16 protein-coding genes are annotated in these 21,683 nt (G+C 42.3%); 4 read left to right on the forward strand and 12 right to left on the reverse strand.

All coding sequences use genetic code 11. The annotated features are described in order from the left end of the window. The first annotated feature begins 120 nt into the window (after nucleotides 1-120). Nucleotides 121-957 carry an AraC family transcriptional regulator gene (locus tag IGJ25_RS11295; protein WP_128489306.1) on the forward strand — a complete coding sequence of 279 codons (837 nt, stop codon included), beginning with the start codon at nucleotides 121-123 and terminating at the stop codon, nucleotides 955-957. Nucleotides 958-1,013: 56 nt separating this feature from the next. Here the strand turns inward: IGJ25_RS11295 and mgtE are convergent, their stop codons facing one another. The 4 genes from mgtE to IGJ25_RS11315 are packed head-to-tail and all read right to left on the reverse strand — an operon-like array spanning nucleotide 1,014 to nucleotide 4,771. Beyond that, nucleotides 1,014-2,378, reverse strand: a complete 1,365-nt coding sequence (mgtE, locus tag IGJ25_RS11300; protein WP_225001027.1) for a magnesium transporter — start codon at nucleotides 2,376-2,378, stop codon at nucleotides 1,014-1,016. Between the two features lie 17 nt (nucleotides 2,379-2,395). Further along, nucleotides 2,396-3,295, reverse strand: coding sequence for an RluA family pseudouridine synthase (locus IGJ25_RS11305; RefSeq protein ID WP_225001028.1), 900 nt, complete (start codon nucleotides 3,293-3,295; stop codon nucleotides 2,396-2,398). A gap of 4 nt (nucleotides 3,296-3,299) precedes the next feature. Then, nucleotides 3,300-4,097: an NAD kinase gene (locus IGJ25_RS11310; RefSeq protein ID WP_026008090.1), complete on the reverse strand. Its 798-nt coding sequence runs from the start codon at nucleotides 4,095-4,097 to the stop codon at nucleotides 3,300-3,302. 5 nt (nucleotides 4,098-4,102) lie between these two features. Next, the gene (locus IGJ25_RS11315; protein WP_225001029.1) at nucleotides 4,103-4,771 is read right to left on the reverse strand and encodes a GTP pyrophosphokinase; all 669 of its coding nucleotides are present in this window, start codon (nucleotides 4,769-4,771) and stop codon (nucleotides 4,103-4,105) included. A 196-nt stretch (nucleotides 4,772-4,967) separates the two neighbouring features. Between IGJ25_RS11315 and IGJ25_RS11320 the strand changes: the two genes are divergently transcribed. Next, entirely contained in the window at nucleotides 4,968-5,543 is a 576-nt protein-coding gene (locus tag IGJ25_RS11320; protein ID WP_156235818.1) for a CYTH domain-containing protein, read from the forward strand. 108 nt (nucleotides 5,544-5,651) lie between these two features. Continuing rightward, complete coding sequence (locus IGJ25_RS11325; protein ID WP_074932949.1) at nucleotides 5,652-6,308, forward strand: ClpXP adapter SpxH family protein; 657 nt, start codon at nucleotides 5,652-5,654, stop codon at nucleotides 6,306-6,308. 130 nt (nucleotides 6,309-6,438) lie between these two features. Here the strand turns inward: IGJ25_RS11325 and pepF are convergent, their stop codons facing one another. From pepF to IGJ25_RS11350, 5 genes are all read right to left on the reverse strand, one after another. Next, nucleotides 6,439-8,256: an oligoendopeptidase F gene (gene pepF, locus IGJ25_RS11330; protein ID WP_225001030.1), complete on the reverse strand. Its 1,818-nt coding sequence runs from the start codon at nucleotides 8,254-8,256 to the stop codon at nucleotides 6,439-6,441. Nucleotides 8,257-8,324: 68 nt separating this feature from the next. Further along, nucleotides 8,325-9,314 carry a competence protein CoiA gene (locus IGJ25_RS11335; protein WP_225001031.1) on the reverse strand — a complete coding sequence of 330 codons (990 nt, stop codon included), beginning with the start codon at nucleotides 9,312-9,314 and terminating at the stop codon, nucleotides 8,325-8,327. Between the two features lie 100 nt (nucleotides 9,315-9,414). Beyond that, on the reverse strand, nucleotides 9,415-10,065 hold the full coding sequence (locus IGJ25_RS11340; RefSeq protein ID WP_005229698.1) for an adaptor protein MecA: 651 nt from the start codon (nucleotides 10,063-10,065) through the stop codon (nucleotides 9,415-9,417). Nucleotides 10,066-10,217: 152 nt separating this feature from the next. Next, on the reverse strand, nucleotides 10,218-10,616 hold the full coding sequence (gene spxA, locus IGJ25_RS11345; protein ID WP_003127030.1) for a transcriptional regulator SpxA: 399 nt from the start codon (nucleotides 10,614-10,616) through the stop codon (nucleotides 10,218-10,220). 710 nt (nucleotides 10,617-11,326) lie between these two features. Continuing rightward, complete coding sequence (locus IGJ25_RS11350; protein ID WP_225001032.1) at nucleotides 11,327-13,063, reverse strand: ABC transporter ATP-binding protein; 1,737 nt, start codon at nucleotides 13,061-13,063, stop codon at nucleotides 11,327-11,329. Nucleotides 13,064-13,307: 244 nt separating this feature from the next. On the opposite strand from IGJ25_RS11350, the gene IGJ25_RS11355 reads away from it, so the two are divergent. Continuing rightward, a complete protein-coding gene (locus IGJ25_RS11355; protein ID WP_159160947.1) occupies nucleotides 13,308-14,042 on the forward strand; it encodes an HAD family hydrolase in 735 nt (244 codons plus the stop codon). Nucleotides 14,043-14,089: 47 nt separating this feature from the next. Here IGJ25_RS11355 and IGJ25_RS11360 read toward each other — a convergent pair whose 3' ends face one another. The 3 genes from IGJ25_RS11360 to IGJ25_RS11370 are packed head-to-tail and all read right to left on the reverse strand — an operon-like array spanning nucleotide 14,090 to nucleotide 21,523. Next, nucleotides 14,090-17,254 (reverse strand): DEAD/DEAH box helicase, encoded by a 3,165-nt coding sequence (locus IGJ25_RS11360; protein WP_225001033.1) that lies wholly within the window; start codon nucleotides 17,252-17,254, stop codon nucleotides 14,090-14,092. 16 nt (nucleotides 17,255-17,270) lie between these two features. Continuing rightward, a complete protein-coding gene (locus tag IGJ25_RS11365; protein ID WP_225001034.1) occupies nucleotides 17,271-20,399 on the reverse strand; it encodes an AAA family ATPase in 3,129 nt (1,042 codons plus the stop codon). 2 nt (nucleotides 20,400-20,401) lie between these two features. After that, a complete protein-coding gene (locus IGJ25_RS11370; RefSeq protein WP_225001035.1) occupies nucleotides 20,402-21,523 on the reverse strand; it encodes an exonuclease SbcCD subunit D in 1,122 nt (373 codons plus the stop codon). Nucleotides 21,524-21,683 lie beyond the last annotated feature (160 nt).

Consider the following 21,683-nt stretch of genomic DNA (forward strand, 5'->3'; position numbering starts at 1 on the left):
CTTAGCGTTTTGAAAAGCGATTTGAATGGTTTTTCTTACTCATTTTGATGTAAAATATTAGTAAGAAGTACCATTCCCTTTTTTTACAGGAAATAAGCACCCAATTGGAGTGAATCAGCCATGAATTTAGTTAACCCTCGCACGTTTAATCCAGAAATCATCTATCTCTTTGACCCATGGACACAATCAGAAAGTCATGGCGAAATGCACCATCATGACTTTTTAGAAATCAGCGTCTTGTTAGAAGGAGAAAGTACCTATTATTTTGAAAAAGAACCAGCGAAAAAAATCCGTGCTGGCAGCGTCATGCTTTTCAATCCTGGCATCGATCACTGCGAATTGCAGCCTAAGGGCACTCGCTCCCATCAGCTGCATATTGGTTTGAAAAATATTTCTTTGGAAGGCTTTAAACGGAATTTTTTCCCGAACAAACACCCCTTGTTGGAGCTAGGCAAATACCATCATCAAGTTTTGGAAAAAGCCTGGCAGTTGGTGAGAGAAAGCAGTGAAGAGCGGGATGAGTTTCAATTGATGCAAAAAGCTGTTTTGATGGAGATGCTCGTCTACATTTTACGCGGGCTAAATGAAGACCACATCAATGTCGTGCCTTACCTTTCCAAAAGCCAACGACGACAACAACAAATCGTCAACTATACGGTCTATTACTTGGAAAATCATTATAAAGAAGAAATCACGTTAGAGAAGCTCGCACAAGATCAATTTCTCAGTCCGACGTACCTTTCAAAGATTTTTAAAGAGGCGACAGGTGTCAGTCCCATCAACTACTTGATTGAGATTCGCTTAAAGCGTGCCAAAGACATGTTAAAAAATGAAAACCTCACGATCAAAGAAGTCGCCTCTGCTGTGGGCTATCAGGATGCTTATCACTTTAGCAAGTCTTTTAAAAAACTTTATGGTGTCTCTCCTTCTGGGGTATTGCCAAAACCAAAAAATTAAAGAGCAAGCCGATGACCTTCCTTCGAATGAAGAATCATCGGCTTGCTCTTTTTTGTTCATTGAATAAAATAGTTCATAAAAAGACTGGCAATGTTGAAGTAGATCAAAACACTGGTCAAATCGCTAAGGGTCGTGATAAACGGACCACTTGCCACTGCTGGATCAAAACCCAGCTTGTCCATCAGCATCGGGATCAAACTTCCCGCTAAGTTGGCTACTGTGATGGCACACATCATCGCCATCCCAATCACAAACCCTAGAATCGGATTTTGTTTCCAGACAGCTACGATAGCAAAAATCGTCAATCCCGTGATGGCACCTGTGAACAGTCCCGTCAGCACTTCACCGACCACCGTCTTCATAAAGCTGTTTTCTTTGTCGTCATTGATCGCCAGACGACGAACGGCTACGGCTAAGGATTGGGTACCAGCATTACCGGCGGTCCCAGTGATCAGTGAGATAAAAACAGCGAGAATACTTGCTTCGCTGACCAACTCTTCATAATGACTGATCAGACTGGCGGTGGCCATTCCGAGAAAGAGTAAGGTGATAAGCCAAGGCAAGCGTCTCGAAGACGCTTTGATCGGGTTCTCACTGACTTCTTCCACATTGACCCCTGCCAAACCAGAGTAGTCACTGGCTGCTTCATCATCGATAACGTCGATGATATCATCGACGGTCACGATCCCTAATAGGTGATCGTCATAATCGGTGACTGGCAATGCGAGAAAGTCATAATCTCGGAAGGTCTGAGCGACATCCTCTTGGTCATCTCCAACATGGACCGACATCACCCGCTCGTTCAAAATATCAGCGATCATGGTATCTTCATCATTGATGATCAAGTCTCTTAAAGAAATAACGCCCACAAGCTTATTATCAGTATCCACGACGTAAATATAGTAAATCGTCTCGGCAACATCTGCGGCATTTTTTAAGACATACATCGCTGAACGAACCGTTTGATTGGCAACAATGGAAACAAACTCGGTAGTCATCAGCGATCCAGCAGTTTCATCTTCATAGTGCAACAGCTCTTTGATTTCGCTAGCAGCTTCAGCGGTCATCAAACTCAAATATTTTGCTGTTTGTTTTTTATCCAGAGTATTCAGCAGGTCGACGGCATTATCGGTATACATTTGCGCCAACATATCAGCCGCATAGGCGGGGCGCATCTCTGAAAGATAGTCCACCATGTGTTCATCATCTTCTTCAATGACGTCAAACATGTCTGCTAATTCTTTCGGCGATAGATACGTATAGACGATTTGTCGATCGGCTGCTTCTAGAGATTGGTAGAACTGACCCTGCTCGTAGATATGCAGATCCAAGAATGCCTCGCGAAATCCCTGGATATCATTGACTTTTAATGCTTGATTCAGTTGATCAAACCGTTCGGTTAATTCTTGATTTTCATCCAATCTTTTCACCTCATTTGTTATTGCCTATCCATGGCTGAGCAAACAGCGGCCATGTCTGCTGGTAAGGGCAGCTTAAAAGCCAACGGTTCATTCGTAAAGGGATGCTGAAATTGCAGCTGACAGCAGTGTAATGCCTGTCGTTTGATCCCAAAAGCCATTGATCCCCCATACATCTCGTCTCCTAATAAGGGACAACCGATCGCAGAAAAATGGACCCTTATTTGATGTGTCCGGCCTGTGTGTAGTTGAATGTCGACTAATGCGCAATCTGAATTGCGCTGTTTTAGCCAATACTCTGTACGTGCCTCTTTTCCTTCTACACTGACCTTGCGTTTCAAAAGCGAGGTCAAGTCCCGAGCTATAGGCAAATCGATCTCGCTATGGGCGGATAATGCGGAAAGATCTCCCGCAATGAGGGCTTGATATTTTTTTACGACCTGCTTCTTTCTCAACTGGCTATCCAGCTTCGCATGGGCAAACCCATGTTTTGCAAAAAGCATCAATCCTGATGTGTCACGGTCTAACCGCGTGACTACATGAATCACTTGGTCTTCATATTGCTGCGCTTGATAGTAGGCCTTGACGCGATTGGCCATCGTGCCAGTCGGATGATATTGCGCAGGGATCGATGAGATGCCAGCTGGCTTATTCACGACTAACAGATGGGCATCTTCATACACGATCTCAATCGGTGTCGGATCAGCCAGCATCGTCTCATGTTCCCCTTCAGGAGGAATTACAATAGTTACCCTATCATTTTGCGCCAAAGAAAACAAGACGTTTTGCTCGTGATCGTTGACAAATATCTTTCCGCCTTGAAATTTGATTTTTGCTAACAGTCCTTTGGACACCCCTTGTTCCTTCAAAAAGTATTTGACTTGCTGTCCTTGTCCAGTATAGTGATACGTAAATTCCATGGGTTTATTCTTCTCCAATAAAGGAATCTTTGACCCGATTCCAAAAATGCATATGCCGATAAGACGCAAAATGAATCCGTTCATCGGCAATCCGGTAATAGATAGCATCGATTTCTTCTTGTTCGATGGTAAACTGATCGATCGTCACTAAATAGTCGGTACTTTGCTGCAGTTGTACTTTGACCCATTCATGGTGACCCACGACGATCGGCGAACCAAGGGTCCGAAAGACACGATTGTTCAACGAAGCAATCTCTGCCAATTGAAAGGCATTGATACTTGGGTGCAAGACTGCCCCACCAACACTCTTGTTATAAGCAGTGGAGCCGGTGGGCGTTGAGATCGATAAGCCATCGCCGCGAAACTTTTCAAAGAGGTCTTCTTTAATAGAAATATCGGCAACCATCGTTCGATTGCCGCGCTTGATCGTTGATTCATTTAATGCTAGGAAATGCTTGTCTGATTTTCCATTCGCATACGTGATACGGACATCTAATAACGGATAGCTGACGCTTTTTTGATGGTCATTGCATAATGACTCGACTAGTTCTTCCAATTCATAATCTCGCCAGTCCGTGTAAAAGCCGAGATGACCCGTATGGACGCCTAAAAACTGTACTTGGTCCAACTTATGATTGTACAAGTGAAAAGCAGAAAGGAGCGTGCCATCTCCCCCAACAGAAATCACTAATTCAGGATTGTCTTGATCGATCTTATTTTCAGATTGTTCTAAAAGCGTAGTTAAACGCTTTGTCACTTCTACCGACTTGCTTTCTTGATTATGGACGATTGCCACGCGGATACCTTTCATTCCGTTTCCCCCTTTGGCAACGGGTTCTGATCATGTCCGCCTCGCTTGCCTTTCCCATGTGAAAATAACCGTTGTGCCTCTTGGATCTCTTCACGGATATTGGACATTTCTTCATCTAGCTGATAGGCGGCTTCTGCCGACCGACGCAGTCGTTCACTGATTTCAGCGGGAAATTCCCCTTGGTATTTGTAGTTTAGTGAATGTTCGATCGTTGCCCAAAAATTCATCGCTAGTGTCCGGATTTGAATCTCAGCTAAAATAATTTTTTCCCCGTCGATCAGTTGAACGGGATATTCGATCACTAGATGATACGAACGGTAGCCACTGGCTTTTTTATTGGTGATATAGTCCCGTTCAATGATCACTTTCATGTCTTTGCGTGTTCGTAAGAGTTCAACGACTTGGTGAATGTCTTCCACAAATTGACACATGATTCGCAAGCCAGCGATATCAGACATCTCTTCTTCAAGCCGATCCAAAGCAATCCCACGTAATTTACTTTTCGTTAAAATGCTATCCACTGGCTTGACCCGCCCAGTGACAAATTCAATGGGAACATGCTTGTTTTGTTCCCGATATTGTTTTCGTATGTCTCTTAATTTTACTTTTAATTCTGAAACCGCCTGTTCATAAGGCGCTAAGAATTCTTCCCAATCTCGAATCATTCTTCTCCCTCGATTCTGTTCATAACATACCTCTTATTCTACCATACTCTTGGAATAAAACTGAATGAACAGAAGAGCAGAAACAAAAGATTTTTTGTCTCTCCCCCAACATCTCTGCTTTTCTTTGTTTGGTTTCTTTGACGGAATAGCTGAAACAGCGTACACTATGGTTGCAATAGAAAGAGAGTGAGAAACGATGGGCGAACAAGTAGAGATCGAATACAAGACGATGTTGACGGAAAAAGAATACCACCAGCTGCTTGCTTATTACAATTTGTCAGAAGAAGCATTTAAGATACAAACCAATTACTATTTTGATACGGTAGATCATAAGCTGCGGGAAAAGCACTTTGGCTTGCGTATTCGCACGACTGCTACCAATGCGGAATTAACGCTAAAAACCCCCATTGAGCACGGGTTATTAGAGACGACTGATCCTTTAACGAAAACGTCCGCAGCTTCATTGATTGCTTCAGAAAAAATTCTACCTACGGGTATCGTTGCTCAGCGCCTAAGAGCGGCAGGTATCGAGCCTGACACGTTACGTATGATCGCAGCATTAAAAACGAAACGGGCGGAATTTCCGATTGAAGAAGGATTGCTCGCGTTAGATGAAAGCTGGTATGGTCAACAGCATGATTATGAGTTGGAGTTAGAAGTCAACGAGCCGATTAAAGGGAAAGATGCCTTTCACTCCTTGTTACGTTTCTTTGACGTTCCTTACCGACCAGCGAAAAACAAGATCATCCGAGCCGTTGAAGAAAAATCATAGTAAGCTGTCCTTTTGCTTACTTTTTTCGCGTTTTTTTGCTATATTTAATAAAACATACTTATTTTGTTTTTCAAGGTACAAAAGAATCTTAATTGGGGAGAGATTCAAATGATCGAACTGTTTTTATTTATTAATCCGATTGGGCCTATTTGTTATGATATCGAAAAAGAGATTCTCAATAAATTAAACACCAGCCGCAAAAAAATCCATTTGCAGATTCTACCTTTCGTTAACTTGTTTTCCGTAGGTGTCTCAATGGACTATTTGTCCATGAATAAGGCGGATTTGGTCTTGCGAAATGAACAGACCAACCAAATCTATGCTGCATCACTGGACTATAAGGCAGCTCAGTTGCAAGGAAAAAAAATTGCTCGGGATTTCTTGTTGAAACTGCAACAACGGATAGGGATCGAAAGACAAGAATATAGCGATGCCTTAGTGAAAGAATTATTTTCTGAAACGAATGGTGATTTAGAGATGTTCCTAGAAGATCGATCCTCTGAGCTAGTGAAAAAGAACTTTGCCACCGATCAGCGTGTAGCCAAAGATATGGGTATCACGATCACACCCTCTGCTGTGGTGTATGATTTTTCAAGTGAAGAAGAATATGGGGTCCTTTTAGAAGGTTCAGAGGAACTGAGAAGTCTTCCGCTCGTCTGTGGTACAGCAACAGAACTCGATACATTTTTGCAAAAAGCTCAGTCTTTGAAAGCACCAAAACTTTCCACTATTCATGAAATTGATCGCGGGTTGATTCTTTTATGAAACCCTATTCAATAGCGACGCTGCGCAGCGAGCCAAACGATGATCTTGTGTTTGGCTCGCTGCGCAGCGTTTTTTATTGTGGACAAACAAAAAAACAAACCAATCCTTTACGGATTGGTTCGCTTTTCAATTATGCTTCAATTTCTTTGACGAGTTCTTCCAATTCATTCAAGCGTTGCTCAAATACTTTCATCGCGTCTTCAATATAATCTGCTTTTGTCATATCGACGCCCGCTTTTTTCATGACTTCGATTGGATAATCACTGCGTCCAGCTTTCAAATAGTTCAAATAGTTTGTTAAGGCATCTGGTTCACCTGCTAAGATTTTCTTCGCTAAAGCAGAAGCTGCCGAAAATCCAGTTGAATACTGGTAAACATAGTAATTGTAATAGAAATGCGGAATGCGTGACCACTCAAGACGAATCTCAGGATCTTTTTCAACAGAAGGTCCGTAATATTTTGCATTTAACTCGGCATAGTTCTCGCTTAAGAACTCACTGGTCAACGGCGTTCCTTTCGCATCTTCCACGTGCATGAAGTGTTCAAACTCAGCAAATTGCGTTTGACGGAAAATCGTTCCTTTGAAGCCATCGAGAAAATGATTCAAGACATAGGCTTTGACCCGTGGATCTGTTTCAGTCTGAAGCATGTATTCCGTTAATATATTTTCGTTCGTCGTCGAAGCGATTTCTGCTAAGAAAATCGAATAATCCCCATAGGCATAAGGCTGGTTATTACGTGTAAAGTAACTATGCACACTGTGTCCCATTTCATGAACAAGAGTAAAGAGTTGATCCAATCGATCATTCCAGTTCATCAGGATATATGGCAGCGTGTCATAGGCACCAGAAGAATACGCGCCACTGCGTTTGCCTTTGTTTTCAACGACATCGATCCACCGATTGCTGAAGGCTTCTTCAACCACTGCAAGGTATTCTTCACCTAATGGTTTTAACGCTTCTTTCGCTTTTTCGACCGCTTCTTCATAAGTATAACGAATAGGCGCTTCCCCTAAAATTGGCGTATAAACATCATACATATGCAACGTATCGACAGCCAACAGGCGTTTTCTTAATGCCATATAACGATGCAACAATGGCAGGTGCTGATTGACGACGTCCACTAAGGTATCATAGACACTTTCAGGAATATGGTTGGCACTCAAAGCGGCTTGCCGTGCCGAATCAAATTTGCGGGCTTTTGCTTTAAAGTTATGAGCTTTGATATTGGTGCTTAAGGTTTGGGCAAAGGTATTGCGGAATTGCTCATAGACACCATAAAGACCTTTAAAGGCTGCTTCACGGACAGATCGATCCGTGCTTTCCATCAACTCACCGTATACACCATGAGATAACTGTACTTTTTCCCCGTTTTCGTCTTCAACTACTGGAAAATCCAAATCAGCATTGTTTAAAACAGAAAAAATGTTGCCGGGTGCCCCAAAAATTTCGCCAGCACCGGCTAATAACGCTTCTTGCTCCGCTGGCAAGATATGTGGACGCTCGTTGATGGTTTTTTCGATCATATGACGATAAACAGCTAGTTTCGGTTCTTGATCGAAATAGCCCCAAATCGTTTCATCGGACATCGTCAATAACTCGGGATCAAACCAAGCAACGGCTTCACTTACTTGCGCAACTAAACTGCTGGCTTTCGCATATAAGCCTTGATAAGTCGTATTAGCGGTATCTTGATCGTTTTTCAAATGACTGTAAACATACAGCTTCTCCAAACGGCGAGAAAGATCTAAGACAAATTCTAAAGCGGATAAGAAGGCTTGCGGACCGTCTGCTAAAGTTCCTTGGTAACGGCTGGCTTCTTTGACCTGTGCTTGGATTTCTTGAAATTCTATGTCAAAAGCCGCATCATCGGCATAGATTTTCGTTAAGTCCCACGTTTTTTCGACTGGAATCGATTCACGTGCTGGTAATTGTTTTGTTTCTGACATTCCCTTCACTCCTTGTTCATTGGTTAAAAATATCTTATCACACTTTTCAGTGAAACCAAATCATTGGCTTAAAAAGAAACCGAATTTTCTAAATATTGGCATTCTTGAAAGAGCCCGCGCAAAATTTCCCGTTGATCAAGTAACGGGAATTGCCATTGCCAATCCAACTGCCGCAGTCGTGCCACCCATTGATCAAAACGAAGCGGACAGTCACTTAAATAAAGAAAGCGAAAAACCAATATTCGATGCTCAAATAAAATGCCAAAGCTGCTTTCACAATAGCACCACATAGGCAGCTGGGAGACATTGCCATTTAACGGATACAATATTTCTTGGATCTCACGGATTTTTGGCTGGTTCTTTCGCAGTTTTCGTATCAACCACACCTGATAGTTTGCAGCAAGCCACTCAGGGGGACGGTGGTCGTTTGAGCTTTGTCCTTTGCACAAAGGTCGAAGTGTTTCTTTATGGTAAGGCGCCCCTTTTCGTGCATCGCTCTTTTTACTGCTGACCCCTTCTTGATAGTGCCAGTTGATTTGTTCTAACTTCATTAAGGATTGATTATGCGTATCAATAAGCCACAAACAAAAACCAGTTGCCTGATAGCTACAGCAGGCTTTGGCCAAAAGTGACCATTGGCGTTTCGGATGCAATTTCTCCCCTAAAATCCACCATGGTCGATAGCCGTTTGCTAAATACGTGCTGGTTCTTTCAAGAAATCGTGAAAACTTGAGGAAAGAACACTGTATTTCAATGGCGATATTCTTATAACAAAGGTCAGGGCGCTGATGGAGTTTAGGCAAAAAGGCTTCGATCTCAATCCCTGTATCTTGAAACCATTCAAACAATAGTTCTTTTGCTTCCAAGTGTTCCTTCGTCTCCCCTTCGCTGTACGTCTGACAATCAGCAGTTGCTTGATGGGCAAAATGGGGCTGTCGTTTTGGTCCTTGCCGCAAAGTCACTTCTTGGTAACACCCTGGGCAATAAAAAGGGCCTGATGCTTTCTTTCTCCCTTTCGCTGCAATGACTTCTTTTCTTTGGTTCAATGCTTTGAGCATCTAACTCACCTCAATAAAAGATACGCCATTTTCATCAAACACAATTGAAAAAGCCAAGAACATTAGCAACATGTTCTTGGCTGGAAATGAATTTCATTCATTAATCATTCTTGAAGTAGAAACGAGTCAATTCAAGTGCATCGTTTTCCATGATCAACTGACCATATTCAGATAAAACCTCTGGCGTCACTGATGTCCGTTGGGCAAATTCCATCAAATAAGAAAGTGCATTTTCCACTTCAATATCAGTAACCTCTGCATCCATGAATCGAATTTCAATATAATAATGGTTACCCATTTGGTAAAGATTGGTTGCAACGGAATCCAAATATACTTCGGATGCCAATTGAATCATATCTTCGAATCGCAACAACTCGAATACAAAACGATTGCCGATGTCTTCTGCTTGCTCTGACTCTTGTAATTGAGCCGCCACATGCTTTTTCAACATGTCGGTAATGTCTTCATTCGCTTCATCGTTCATCTCATCAAAATTTTCCATTCCTTCTGGTGGAAGATTTTTGCTAATAAACAATTCTAACCCATCGCCTTTAGGCAAGACTTGGAAAGTTACAGCTTCACTGCCCTTAAATTCTTCGTCAATATCAACCTCTTCAAGAATACTGTAAAAGAAGTTTTCAATTTCATTGTGATTTCCTAGAAGGTCAAGAAAAGTGATGCCTCTCGCAGCTAAGTCTTCACTTTTGATCAATACACGAATGGTGTTCTCATTGATATGTTCCATTTCCATATTAGCTACACCTCACTTTTGCTACTCACTATAGGTTCATTGTATCGAAACCTGATAAAAAGTAAAGAGAAAACGAATATCCTCTTAAGAAAAACGTAAAAACTCAAAAAAAGACTCACTTTCAAAGAGAAAGCGAGTCGATGAAGTCAAATTTATAATCCTGCCATTAATTGCGCTTGTCTTAGTTCCAGTTGGCGAACATCCCTAGGTAAGAACCGACGAATTTCATCTTCGTTAAACCCAACTTGCAATCGTTTTTCATCAATCATGATCGGACGACGCAATAATCCTGGGTTTTCTTGAACAAGTGTCAATAAATCTTTTAGGGGCAGGTCATCTAGATCCATATTCAACTTTTGGAATACTTTGGATCTGGTGGAAATAATTTCTTCTGTGCCATCTTCTGTCATTTGTAGAATTGCCTTAAGCTCAGAAATATTTAACGGTTCTGAAAAAATATTTCTTTCAACAAAAGGGATTTCGTGCTCTTGTAACCACGCACGAGCTTTGCGACAAGATGTGCAACTTGGGGAAGTGTATAGTGTCAACAACGTGCATCTCTCCTTTTTAATTTTCAATCAAGCAAGTCCTGTTCCCTCGCTTGATTTCAATTATACAGGTTTAACTAAAAAAAATCTAGTCTAAATCTCATATTTTTTAATAAAACTCGAAAGTTATATTAAAAGCGAAACCTTTAAGGCAAAAGGTTTCATACAAAAAGTTTATTTTTAAATGAGAAAACTCAAATTTTTTTTTAATATTACTTCTTTTATACAACAGTGTGTCAAAGGTGTATCAAAAAGATGTCAGAATATTAAAATATTCTTTTAATAGAAGGCAACGTTTTTTAATTTCCCTTCGACAATTACAAATGTAATCAAAAAATGAGCGAAAAACCAAGGCAATCGCTCAATCGTTTTCAAAAGAACTTTCTCACGATCCATCCTTTGCCGAAAAACAATAGTGCTACAATGAAAATGAATGTTATTTTTTTGTGCTAGTAATCGCAACCACTCTCTTTCTTCTTGGTTTTATTGTATCACATTCCTTTTTAATCAGAAAATCATAGAAGCATTTCTGTCATAATCTGCTATAAAACAGTAGCAGAAATGAACATCGGCTTATAAATGAAAAGGGTTTCTCACAAAAAACTCAGTAAAAAACGATCAACCCAAGAAGCCAGCCACTTTGTTGCTTAGTCAACTGACAAAGCATAAAAGACTGTACTATTCTTGAACTGATCGTTTACCATGTCTGTCTTCTAAGCGAGGGTTGGTTCTCGGTCACGAGCGAATTGAGCATCATGCAATGCACGATAATGCCCTTTTTTCGCCATCAACTCTTCATGGGTTCCTTCTTCTAAGATCCCCTTCTCACTAACGACAATGATTCGTGTCGCATGTTTGATCGTTGCGAGGCGATGAGCAATGATCAAGGTTGTACGCCCATCTGCCAAAGAATTCAATGATTCTTGGATCACTTGCTCCGTTTCCGTATCTAACGCTGAAGTTGCTTCATCTAAAATCAGAATCGGCGGGTTTTTCAAGAACATCCGAGCAATCGCTACCCGCTGCTTTTGACCACCGGATAATTTGACGCCTCGTTCACCGATAACCGTATCCAAGCCATCCGTCATTTGATCAATGACTTTTTCTAAGTGTGCCAATTTGACTGCCTTTAAAATCTCCTCTTCTGTTGCATCAAGTTTGCCATAAGCAATATTTTCTCGAATCGTTCCTGAGAAAAGAAAAACATCTTGCTGCACCGTACCAATCTGCTGACGTAAAGATGCCAAGGTCATCTCCTGAATATTGATGCCATCAATCGTAATGGCGCCTTCCGTGACTTCATAAAACCGCGGCAACAAGTTGCATAACGTTGTTTTCCCTGAACCGCTTTGCCCAACGAAGGCGATCGTCTCACCCGCTTTGATCGACAAGTCGATGTGATTCAAGACTTTCGTCGCATCCGCATAGGAAAACGAAACATCATGGTAGACGATGTCTCCCTTTAAGGAAGTTACTGCTCGTGCCCCTGGCTTGTCTTTGATCGTCGGTTCTTTATCCAGCTCTTCGGTCAAGCGTTTGAAGCCAGCGATGCCTTTCGGATAGCTTTCGATCATCGTATTGACCTTCTCGATTGGTCTAACAAAGACATTTGACAATAAAATAAACCCTACGAACTGACCGTTCGTCAGTTCACCACGAATCACGTAGTAGGCACCAAAGATCAGAGCAAACAAGTTGATCAACCGAATCAAGAAATAATTGTACGCTGAACTGATTGCCATTACCTTATAAAAAAGGATTTTAGACTGCCGATAAATCTCACTTAATCCATCAAAGCGTTTATGTTCAAACGTTTCATTGGCGAATGATTGCGTCACCCGAATGCCACTGACAGATGCTTCCACTCCGGCGTTGAACTCACCGAGATTGTCATAGATCTGTGTATTGACTTTGGTCATTTTCTTATTGAAAAAAACCAAGGCGATCGTAATCAAGGGAATCAACGCAAATGTCGCTACCGCTAATTGAACATGCATATTTAACATCAATAGGAATGAACCGACCAAAGTCATGATGGTAATAAAAACATCCTCCGGCCCATGATGAGCGACTTCAGAAATCTCAAAGAGATCCGTAGTCAAACGACTGATCAGCTTGCCAGTCTTTTGATTATCATAATACTCAAAAGATTGCGTTTGCAGATGTCGAAATAACTCTTGACGCATATCAGTTTCAATATTGACCCCAAGTTTATGACCATAAAAAACCACGATATATTGCAACACAGTATTGATCACATAAAACAAGAACAAGCCTAAGCAAGCCAACAGTATTAGGCGAAAGTTGTTCTGGGGCATGATCTTATCGATTACTTGGTTGACGGCAACTGGAAAGGCTAGTTCCAATAAACCAGCAAATACCGCACAAGTAAAGTCGAGTATAAATAGTGACCGATACGGTCGATAATAACGAAAAAACCTTTTTAACACATTTCCCCCTCCTCAATAGCTTTCATTATAAGCAACTCTCAGTAGAAATGCAAAATGAGAAACATGTGAAAATGGGTAAAATTCACTATAATTTTGAAAACCTATAAAGACGCGGATTTCTAAAAACAGTAAATAAAACCTTTATTTTACAGGGATTTCCCTCTTTTTTTTAAAGGAATAATGGCTTATGATTGATTCGAAAACAAACTGAAAATTTTCACTAACTCTGAAAGGCGTGTCTTTTTTGATCACTAGTATTCTTTTTGATGTCGATGATACCTTATATGACCAGCAACAACCATTTCGTAATGCCGTAACCTCATGTTTCCCACAAATAGCCCACAAAGATTTAACTGCTCTTTACTTACGATTTCGGGTGCACAGTGATGAGCAGTTTGGACGGGTATTGGCAAATGAATGGACGCTAGATCATTTTCGTTATTTTCGACTGACCCATTCATTAACGGATTTAGGGTACTTACCTATTACAATGGAAGAAAGCTGTAAATTTCAGCTGTGTTATGAACAAGAACTAGATGCCATCACGCTGCATCCTGAAGTTGAGTCAACTTTGAACTATTTGTCCACATTGCCAGTCAAACTAGGAATTATTACCAATGGTCCCACTGACCACCAGCAAAAAAAATTGGATCAGTTGCAACTGACTCGATGGATCAAACCAGAGCATATGATCATTTCACAAGCAACTGGTTATCAAAAGCCGCAACTAGAAATTTTCCAATTGGCAGAAACCGCCTTTGCTCTTGATCCGGAAACCACACTGTACGTTGGTGATAATTTTGATAATGACGTGGTTGGCTGTAAGAAAGCCGGTTGGCAAGCTTTGTGGTTCAATCATCGTCTCCGTCAAGCGCCTAGTGGATTGGAAGACTTACCAGATGCATCGATCACTGCTTTTTCACAGCTGCAAGACAGTATTGACACACTGATGCAAGTGCCTGCATACATGTATAACTAAAAAAAGATGGACCTTCGCTCCTGCGGCAGGTCCATCTTTTTGATTGGTTAACTTTCTTCGCCGATACTCAAAATCAAGCGAATATCTTCTTCCGTCATTTGTTGAAGCTGTGTTTCATTGCCTTGGATCACTTTTTGGAATAGCTCACGTTTTTCTTGTTGCAACGCATCCATTCGTTCTTCAATGGTTCCTTCAGCAATCATTCGCCAGACTTCGACAACATTTTTTTGACCGATCCGATGGGCTCGTCCAGCGGCTTGTTCTTCCACCGCCGGGTTCCACCACAAATCGTATAAGATCACGGTGTCTGCGCCGGTCAGATTCAGTCCTGTTCCTCCTGCTTTTAACGAGATCAAGAAGACGTCCTTTTCTCCGCTATTGAAGGCATCGACCATCGTCAAACGATCTTGCGGCGGTGTGCTGCCTCGCAAATAAAAGGACTCAAACCCTTCATGTGCTAGCTCTTCTTCAATGATCGAAAGCATGCTAGTAAACTGAGAAAATAGTAGGACACGACGGCCATTTTCTTTGGCTGCTAAGAGTAAATCTTTGACCTGTTCAAGTTTCCCAGAAGACCCTTCATAGTCCTCCACGAATAATCGTGGGTCACAACAGATTTGCCGCAGTCGAGTCAAACCAGCCAAGATACTGATTCGATTTTTACGGAAAGACGTAGAATCCATTTGCGCGATTTCTTCCCGCATTTGCCGCAAGTACGCCAAATAGATTTTCTTTTGTTCTTCTGTTAAAACACTGTAATAATTTGTTTCCAATTTTTGCGGTAAATCATGCAGCACGGATTTTTTGTCTCTTCGCAAAATAAAGGGTTTGATCATTTTCGCAATTTCTTGCGTGGACAGTTCTTTAAATTTTTGCTTGTTCGGGAAAAAGCCTGGCATGATCATTTGGAACAAGGACCACAATTCTTCTAAATTGTTCTCGATCGGTGTGCCGCTGAGGGCGAACCGCTGTGGAACTTCCAAGGAGCGCAAGGCTTGTGCCGTTTTGGTCGCACTGTTTTTGACCATTTGTGCTTCATCTAAAATCAAACAAGTCAGATCTAGTGCTTGATAGGCATCAATGTCTTGCCGCAAGCTTGCATAAGAAGTGATGCGGACGTCCGCTGGCTGCGCCATCTGCCCTTCGCGCTCTTCTTTCGTTCCGCTGATGACAGACGCAGAAATCGTCGGCGCAAACCGTTTGATTTCTTGCTGCCAGTTGAATGTTAGACTCGCCGGTGCCACGATCAATGCATTCAATTTTTGTTTCTCTTGTTTTTCTGAAAGTAAATAGCTGATCGTCTGAACGGTCTTCCCTAACCCCATTTCATCGGCAAGGATACCGCCAAATTGATAGTGGCTCAACATTTTTAACCAACGGAAGCCAACTTCTTGGTATTGCCGCAACTCAGCATGCAAGTTTTCTGGCAGCTGCGCCTCAAAGTTTTCTGGGTGGATCAAGTCTTCCGTCATTTGCTGAAAACCGGCGCTAAAGCTGGCTTGATCAGCAAACTGCTCTTGCAGGAGCAGCCCTTGATTCAAAGGAACTTGGATCGCCCCATCCTTTGCATCTAGTGAAAGACGCAATTTTTTCAGGGCAGCACTTGCTTCTTGAAACTCTTCCGATTCCAATGAAAGGACTTGCCCATTTTCAGTGGTATAAAATTGTGCAGACTGTAACAGGCTGCGCAAGACCTCATTGATCTCTGACTCTTGAATGCCGCTGACATCAAACTTGATATCCAACCAAGAACCATTTTCTTCGATAACGATTTCTGGTCGATGGTGTTGGGCATCAAGGTAAAGTTCCCGCAGCTTCTTGCCGATACGGACTTCACCTAATTGCCTTAAAACAGGGATCTCCCTTGTAAAAAAGGTATAAAGTTGTTCCCCCGCAGGTAAGCTTTTTTGCCAATTTTTAGTGCTCGCTTGATAGCCAAAGGTTTCAATAATCGCTTCAATTCGTGCTTCTTGTTGAAAATCACGTAAAATCTCGGGATGATTTTCTGGCATATAGTGATGTTTTTCATCACTTGAAAAAACGACTTCTCCATAAGTGAAGTCTACTTGTAAATCGACTTGTCCTTTGATTTTCCGTAACGAAAAGACGGCTTTCAATTCAGACTCTTCGATTTCATTTTGAACTTCAGGTGCTACTTGGACACGCCCGATTTTTCGCAAATAAGGCAATACTTTCATAAAAAGATTCGCTAGTTCTTCTTTCGGATAGTCGATGACTGGCTGTTCAAATCGTTTAAACAACTGTTGCATCGTGACATAGATTTCCTTTTGTTCGACAGTCAGTTCATAAAAGGTTCCATCCAGCAGACCCCAATTATAATAGCTAAGTAAATGGTCAAAATCTTTCACGAATTCCAGCGGAAAATGATCCTCTTGTTTTGTGACTGAAAACGACAAAGGTTCACCGATTTGAAAATCGGCTTCAGTGACTTTTGTTTCACCAATGGTTATTTGCGTATAGACTTCGTTTAACTGTAACAACAATTCTTTGCCGAACTCAACTGGTAGCAGCAAATACTTTTTGTCAAGTTTACCACTGATCTGAATGCCTGCTTGCCCGATTAACTGTTGCGTTTGCGCGATTCCTGCCAATCGATTCAACAAGGCTCGATTTTTCTCATCAAAGGCATCCGCAGATAGAAAGAAGGTCTGCTGCTTATTCGCTGCGTACTGCTTGTTTTCTTGGTACATCTGCAAAAATTTATAAATGTTTTTAACGACATAGGTCCGTGCGGTACCACGATGGCCGACTTTGAGGGAAATCCCTAAGATATCCATTTCTTGATGGTAAGGATTGGTGGCGATGGTATCTATCCGAAATTCAACCTGTAAGGGTTGGCTCGTTTCTTTTTCGCTCCCTAAGCGGGCAAAGCCGTTGGAAAACATCTCTGAAGCAGAAAAGGCTTTTTTGATGGGGGTTTGCTCATTGATTTTTCGTGTTTTCCCTTGTTTGCGTAGATAAAGTTCGACTGCCACCGTGTGTTTGCAATAATGATGCTCTTCCCAGTACGGACATTGGCAATAATCTACCTCTTTGGCTGTAGCATCTAAGGTCACTAAATACAATTCTGTCCCCAATACTTCTGCGTGCCACACATTTTTTTCTTTGTCTGGTGTGACAGATAAGACGCGATCTTCGTTGACATACGTTCTGCCACGCTCAATTACTTTTTCTGGAATACTCCACTTCATAAGAGCCCTCCTCTCCTTATTCTTTTATTCGGATCCGGCTTTGCCCGCTGCCGTTAGTTTCTACGAAAACTTGCTGCAGGATTCTCGCCCGCAGTTCTCGAACATGACTGATGATCCCAATCATGCGCCCTTCATTTTCGATCATTTCTAATGCTTCCATCGCCATTTCCAATGATTCTTCATCAAGCGATCCAAAGCCCTCATCAATAAAGAGGGCTTCGATCTCGATCCCACCAGCTCGTTGCTGGATCACATCCGCCAAAGAGATCGCCAACGCTAAGGCAGCAATAAAGCTTTCGCCGCCTGAAAGTGTATGAGCTCTTCTGACCTGTCCCGCATTATCGTCATATATGTCAATTTCTAAACCTGTTGAGCTTCGATAGCTCCCGACTTTATCCGCTAATTCAAATTGATAGCGGCCACGAGTCAACCGAGCCAAGCGTTCATTGGCGACTTCTAAGATCTCTGTCAGAAATTGCTGCAGTACATACCGTTCCAAGCTGGTTTTTTTGACGTTTTCACCGTTGATGGTTTCTGCCAACTGCTGAAGTTGGCCTAATTGGGCCAGTTCTTCGACATTTTGCTGATAAATGACCTGCAGCTCGTCAAACAACCGTTGATTGCCGTTGACTTTCTCCTGTTTGCGAACTGTTTCTTGCTGTAGTTCCTCCATCACGGTCTGCAACTGAAGGTAGTCAGCTTCCAATTGGTTTAAATCGATCGCAGCTTGCTCTTTTAACTGTGCATCTAACAATGCTAGCCGTTGCTGTACAAACACCGTTTCTTGCTCATAGGTTTTGATTTCTTCTGAGAGAACGGTTGTTTGAGCGGCTTGGGCAATCAATTCCCGCATCGTTTCCTCCGTCATACCAGCTTCTTGAAGTCGCTGCGTCAGTCGTTGTTCTGCTTTTGTCTTAGCCGCTTGCTTTTCTTCAAAAAATTGCTGCAGATTTTTCAGCTTCTCTGAAAGAATCGCTTGCTGTTCGTTTAGCTGCGCTTCTTGTCGGGCATCAGCCTCAATTTGTTGCGTATATTCCCTCAGTAAACCATTGGTTTTTGCTAAATCGGCTTGTAATTGTTCATACGTTGCGCCTGCAAGTTGTTCCTGTAAAGAAGCCAATTTCCCCTCCGCAAGCTGGCGCGCTTCTTGGGCTTTTTTCGCTTGCTCACTGACTTGCTGATAGGACTCATTTAAGGTTGCTAATTTCTCATTTACTGCCTGATGTTTCTTCTGCGTGTCTTCATAAGATGCGGCTTTTTGTTGATTGAAAGATTGCCGTTTTTTTAGTTCCGCTACCGTCGTTTCCTCGGTAATCGCCTCTTGGTGTTCTAACGGCTGCAAGGTAGCAAATGCCTGTTGAACTGTAGTCCAAGCGAATTCCACTTGCTTCTGCGCAGCAACACTGGTGGCTTGCCATTCGCTGATTCGCAATGTGGCTTGCTCCTGCAGCGTTTGATTTGCCGATACTTGCTGCTGGATCTTCGTCAATTTTTCTTGTGTTTGCTCCATTCTTTGTTCACTGGCAATGATGTCTTCGATGCGATAGGTCGTGTGCTCCTGTGTATTCGGATGATCCAAGGATCCGCAAACCGGACAGGGTTCATTTTCTTCCAGCAAAAGACGAAGCCGAGCAATTTGCATTCGAGCATTTTGACTGGTTTCTTGTTTTAACGTTTTTTGCAGCTCCAGCAAGGATGCTGCTAATTGCTGTTGTTCAAGAACCAACTCCGAATGAATTTGTTGCTGTTCCCCTGCTTTTTGCTCGGCTTCACGAAACTGCGCTTTTGCTTGCTGCCATTTTTCTACCAGAGCCTGCGTTTCTACCAATTTCACCGCTTCTGTTTGAAACCCTCGCAATGTTTCGATTTCTTCTGTCAGATGCTGCGCTTGCGCTTTGGCACTTGCTTGCGCTTGGTTTATCTTCGTTAATTCGGTGGTCTGTTGTTGTGCGGCTTTTTCAAGTTGCGCCACTTCTTCTTGCTGCGCTTGTGTGCGCTGTGCTAGCGGGATCTGCTGCTGGATTCGTTGAACTTTTTGACTAGCAGCTTCCTGTTTTTTCTTGATGCCGTCAATCAACGATCGTTGTTCTTGCCAGCTTACTTGTTGCTGCTGAATTTCTTGCAGCTGCTGCTTTGTTTCGTTGATTTGCTGAGCAGCTTGCTGTGCTTCTTTCACTCGTTCTTCTTTTTGCTGCATGATTTCTTGATGTTCAAGCGCCCACACCAACTGGTTCAACTGTGCTTTTTTCTGAGCGATCTCGGTTTTTTTAGCATGCAGCTCTCGCGATTTTTCTTGTAAACCTTGCCATTCGATCCGCGCATTTTCAATTTCTTTTGCACGGTAAAAAGCGTCTTGCGCAGCTTTCATTTCTTGGATCGCTTGGTCTTTTTTGTGCAATAACTGCTGAAGCTGCGCTTGTTGTTTTTCTAAATCCTGCGCCCACAAAGTCAGACCTTCCGCAACCGTTAAAACCTCCTGCGCTTCTTCCCATTCAAAGCGCTCCATGATTTGCGAGGCGACCAGCTGCTGATGCTCAAGCTTTTTACTTTGTGCTTTGACTTGCTCTTTCAACCATTCATTAAATTGTTGATACATTTCCGTGCCAAATAAATTCCGTAAAACACGTTCTTTCTCATTGCTGCTGGCAATCAAAAAATTACGAAATTCTCCTTGCGGCAACATCATGATTTGAAAAAACTGTTTGGCATCCAGCTGCAGTAGATCCTTGATAAACGCATCAACTTCTGTCCGTTTACTGATCTGCTTTTTCTCTTTGCCCTCGGCGTCAAAAATCGTCAGCTGGACTTTTGCCGTTTGGTTGGTGACCCCGTCACCACGTTTTTTTGCTAAGGTCTGTTCCGGTTTCCGTTGGATCTGATAGGTAAAACGCTGATGTTCAAAAGTAAAGGTGACGCTGGTCTCTTCGGTTGGTGAAGCAAACATCGAGCGCATTTCTTTGCCTGAGCGCAGATTCCCCGATGTTTCACCGAACAAGGCAAACGTCATGCCATCGAAAATCGTCGTTTTTCCTGCACCTGTTTTGCCGCTGATCAAAAACAAACCGCCAGCTTGCAGCTGACTAAAATCCAATTTTTCATCAATGAATGGACCAAAATTTTTCATTTGTAAAGACTTCGGTTGCATGACTATTCCCTCTTTTCCACGACAAATGCTTCATTTAATCCTTGTTCGATCCACTTGGTTTGTGCATCGAGCAATGAATCTCCCGTCATCTCTTGAAAAAAATGACTGATCAAGGCCTGCGGGTCGGTTTCTCGTGTCGTTTGCTGTCTTTTTTTCGTCTGTTCTCGACCATTCAACCGTTCGACAGACAAAATAAATGGATAGATCTTTCGCAACTGATTCATCATATTTGGAATCACAGCACGATCCGTCAGCAGAAAATGCCAAAACGCCTCACGATCCAGCTCACGGTAAAAAACCGGATCGATCAACTCCTCAAAGGAGGCTGTCAGTTGCTGGATATCCCTTTTTGGTGTCAGGGGAATAAATTCATTGGTGTCTTTTACAGTATCCACAAGATAGACCCCTTTTTGGTTCGTCCGTTCAGAAAGGGAAAATTTCAGCGGAGAGCCACTGTACCCGATTTTCGGATGTTTCAGGGCGGTATTGGCATGTAAATGCCCCAAAACGACTCGATCAAAAGGTGCAAACGCTGTGGTCGGCACGCTGTCCAATCCGCCAACTTGAATTTTTGTTTCTGAATCTGTTTGGCTAGAACCCGCCACAAAAAAATGGGTCACTAGCACTTGCTTTTTGGACGAGTCAAAGTTCTTGGTCATCTCCTCGATCACTCTTTGGACACTATCTGAAATTTTCGTTAACGGTTCGTCAAAAAACAAGCGGGCCTCGATCGGTTCGAAATACGGTAGTAAAAAGAATTGTGTATCGTCAAACTCAACCGGATGCAAACTTTGTTCGATGCTAGTGGACAGGTAAAAGCGTGTTTGTTGAAACCACTGACTGCCGGTTTCTAAACGAGTTGGACTATCATGGTTTCCTGAGATAGCCAATAATGGCAGTTCATTCGTTAAATTGATTTCAGCGATTTTTTCATTTAGTAATTTGACTGCATCAACAGCAGGAACAGAACGATCATAAAGGTCCCCCGCAATGACGATGGCATCGACCTTTTCTGCTCTTGCTAGCGCTATGATTTGATCAATGATTGCTCGTTGGTCCTCCAACAGATCATAGCCATGTAGTTTTTTTCCGATGTGCCAATCAGCTGTATGTATAAAGCGCATTTCTTCACCTTCTTAAAAAATATCCTTCCAACTATTATACCACTTTCCCTGATCGTTAGACATCTCTCTTCCAGCGAAATTTCACTTACCACCCATTTTTGATAAAAAGAGCGAACACCTGACATCATTATGTTGAAATGTTTTTTCAATTATAAATTTA

Source organism: Enterococcus sp. DIV0240d (genome assembly GCF_051711245.1).
Classification (GTDB): Bacteria; Bacillota; Bacilli; order Lactobacillales; family Enterococcaceae; genus Enterococcus_D; species Enterococcus_D casseliflavus.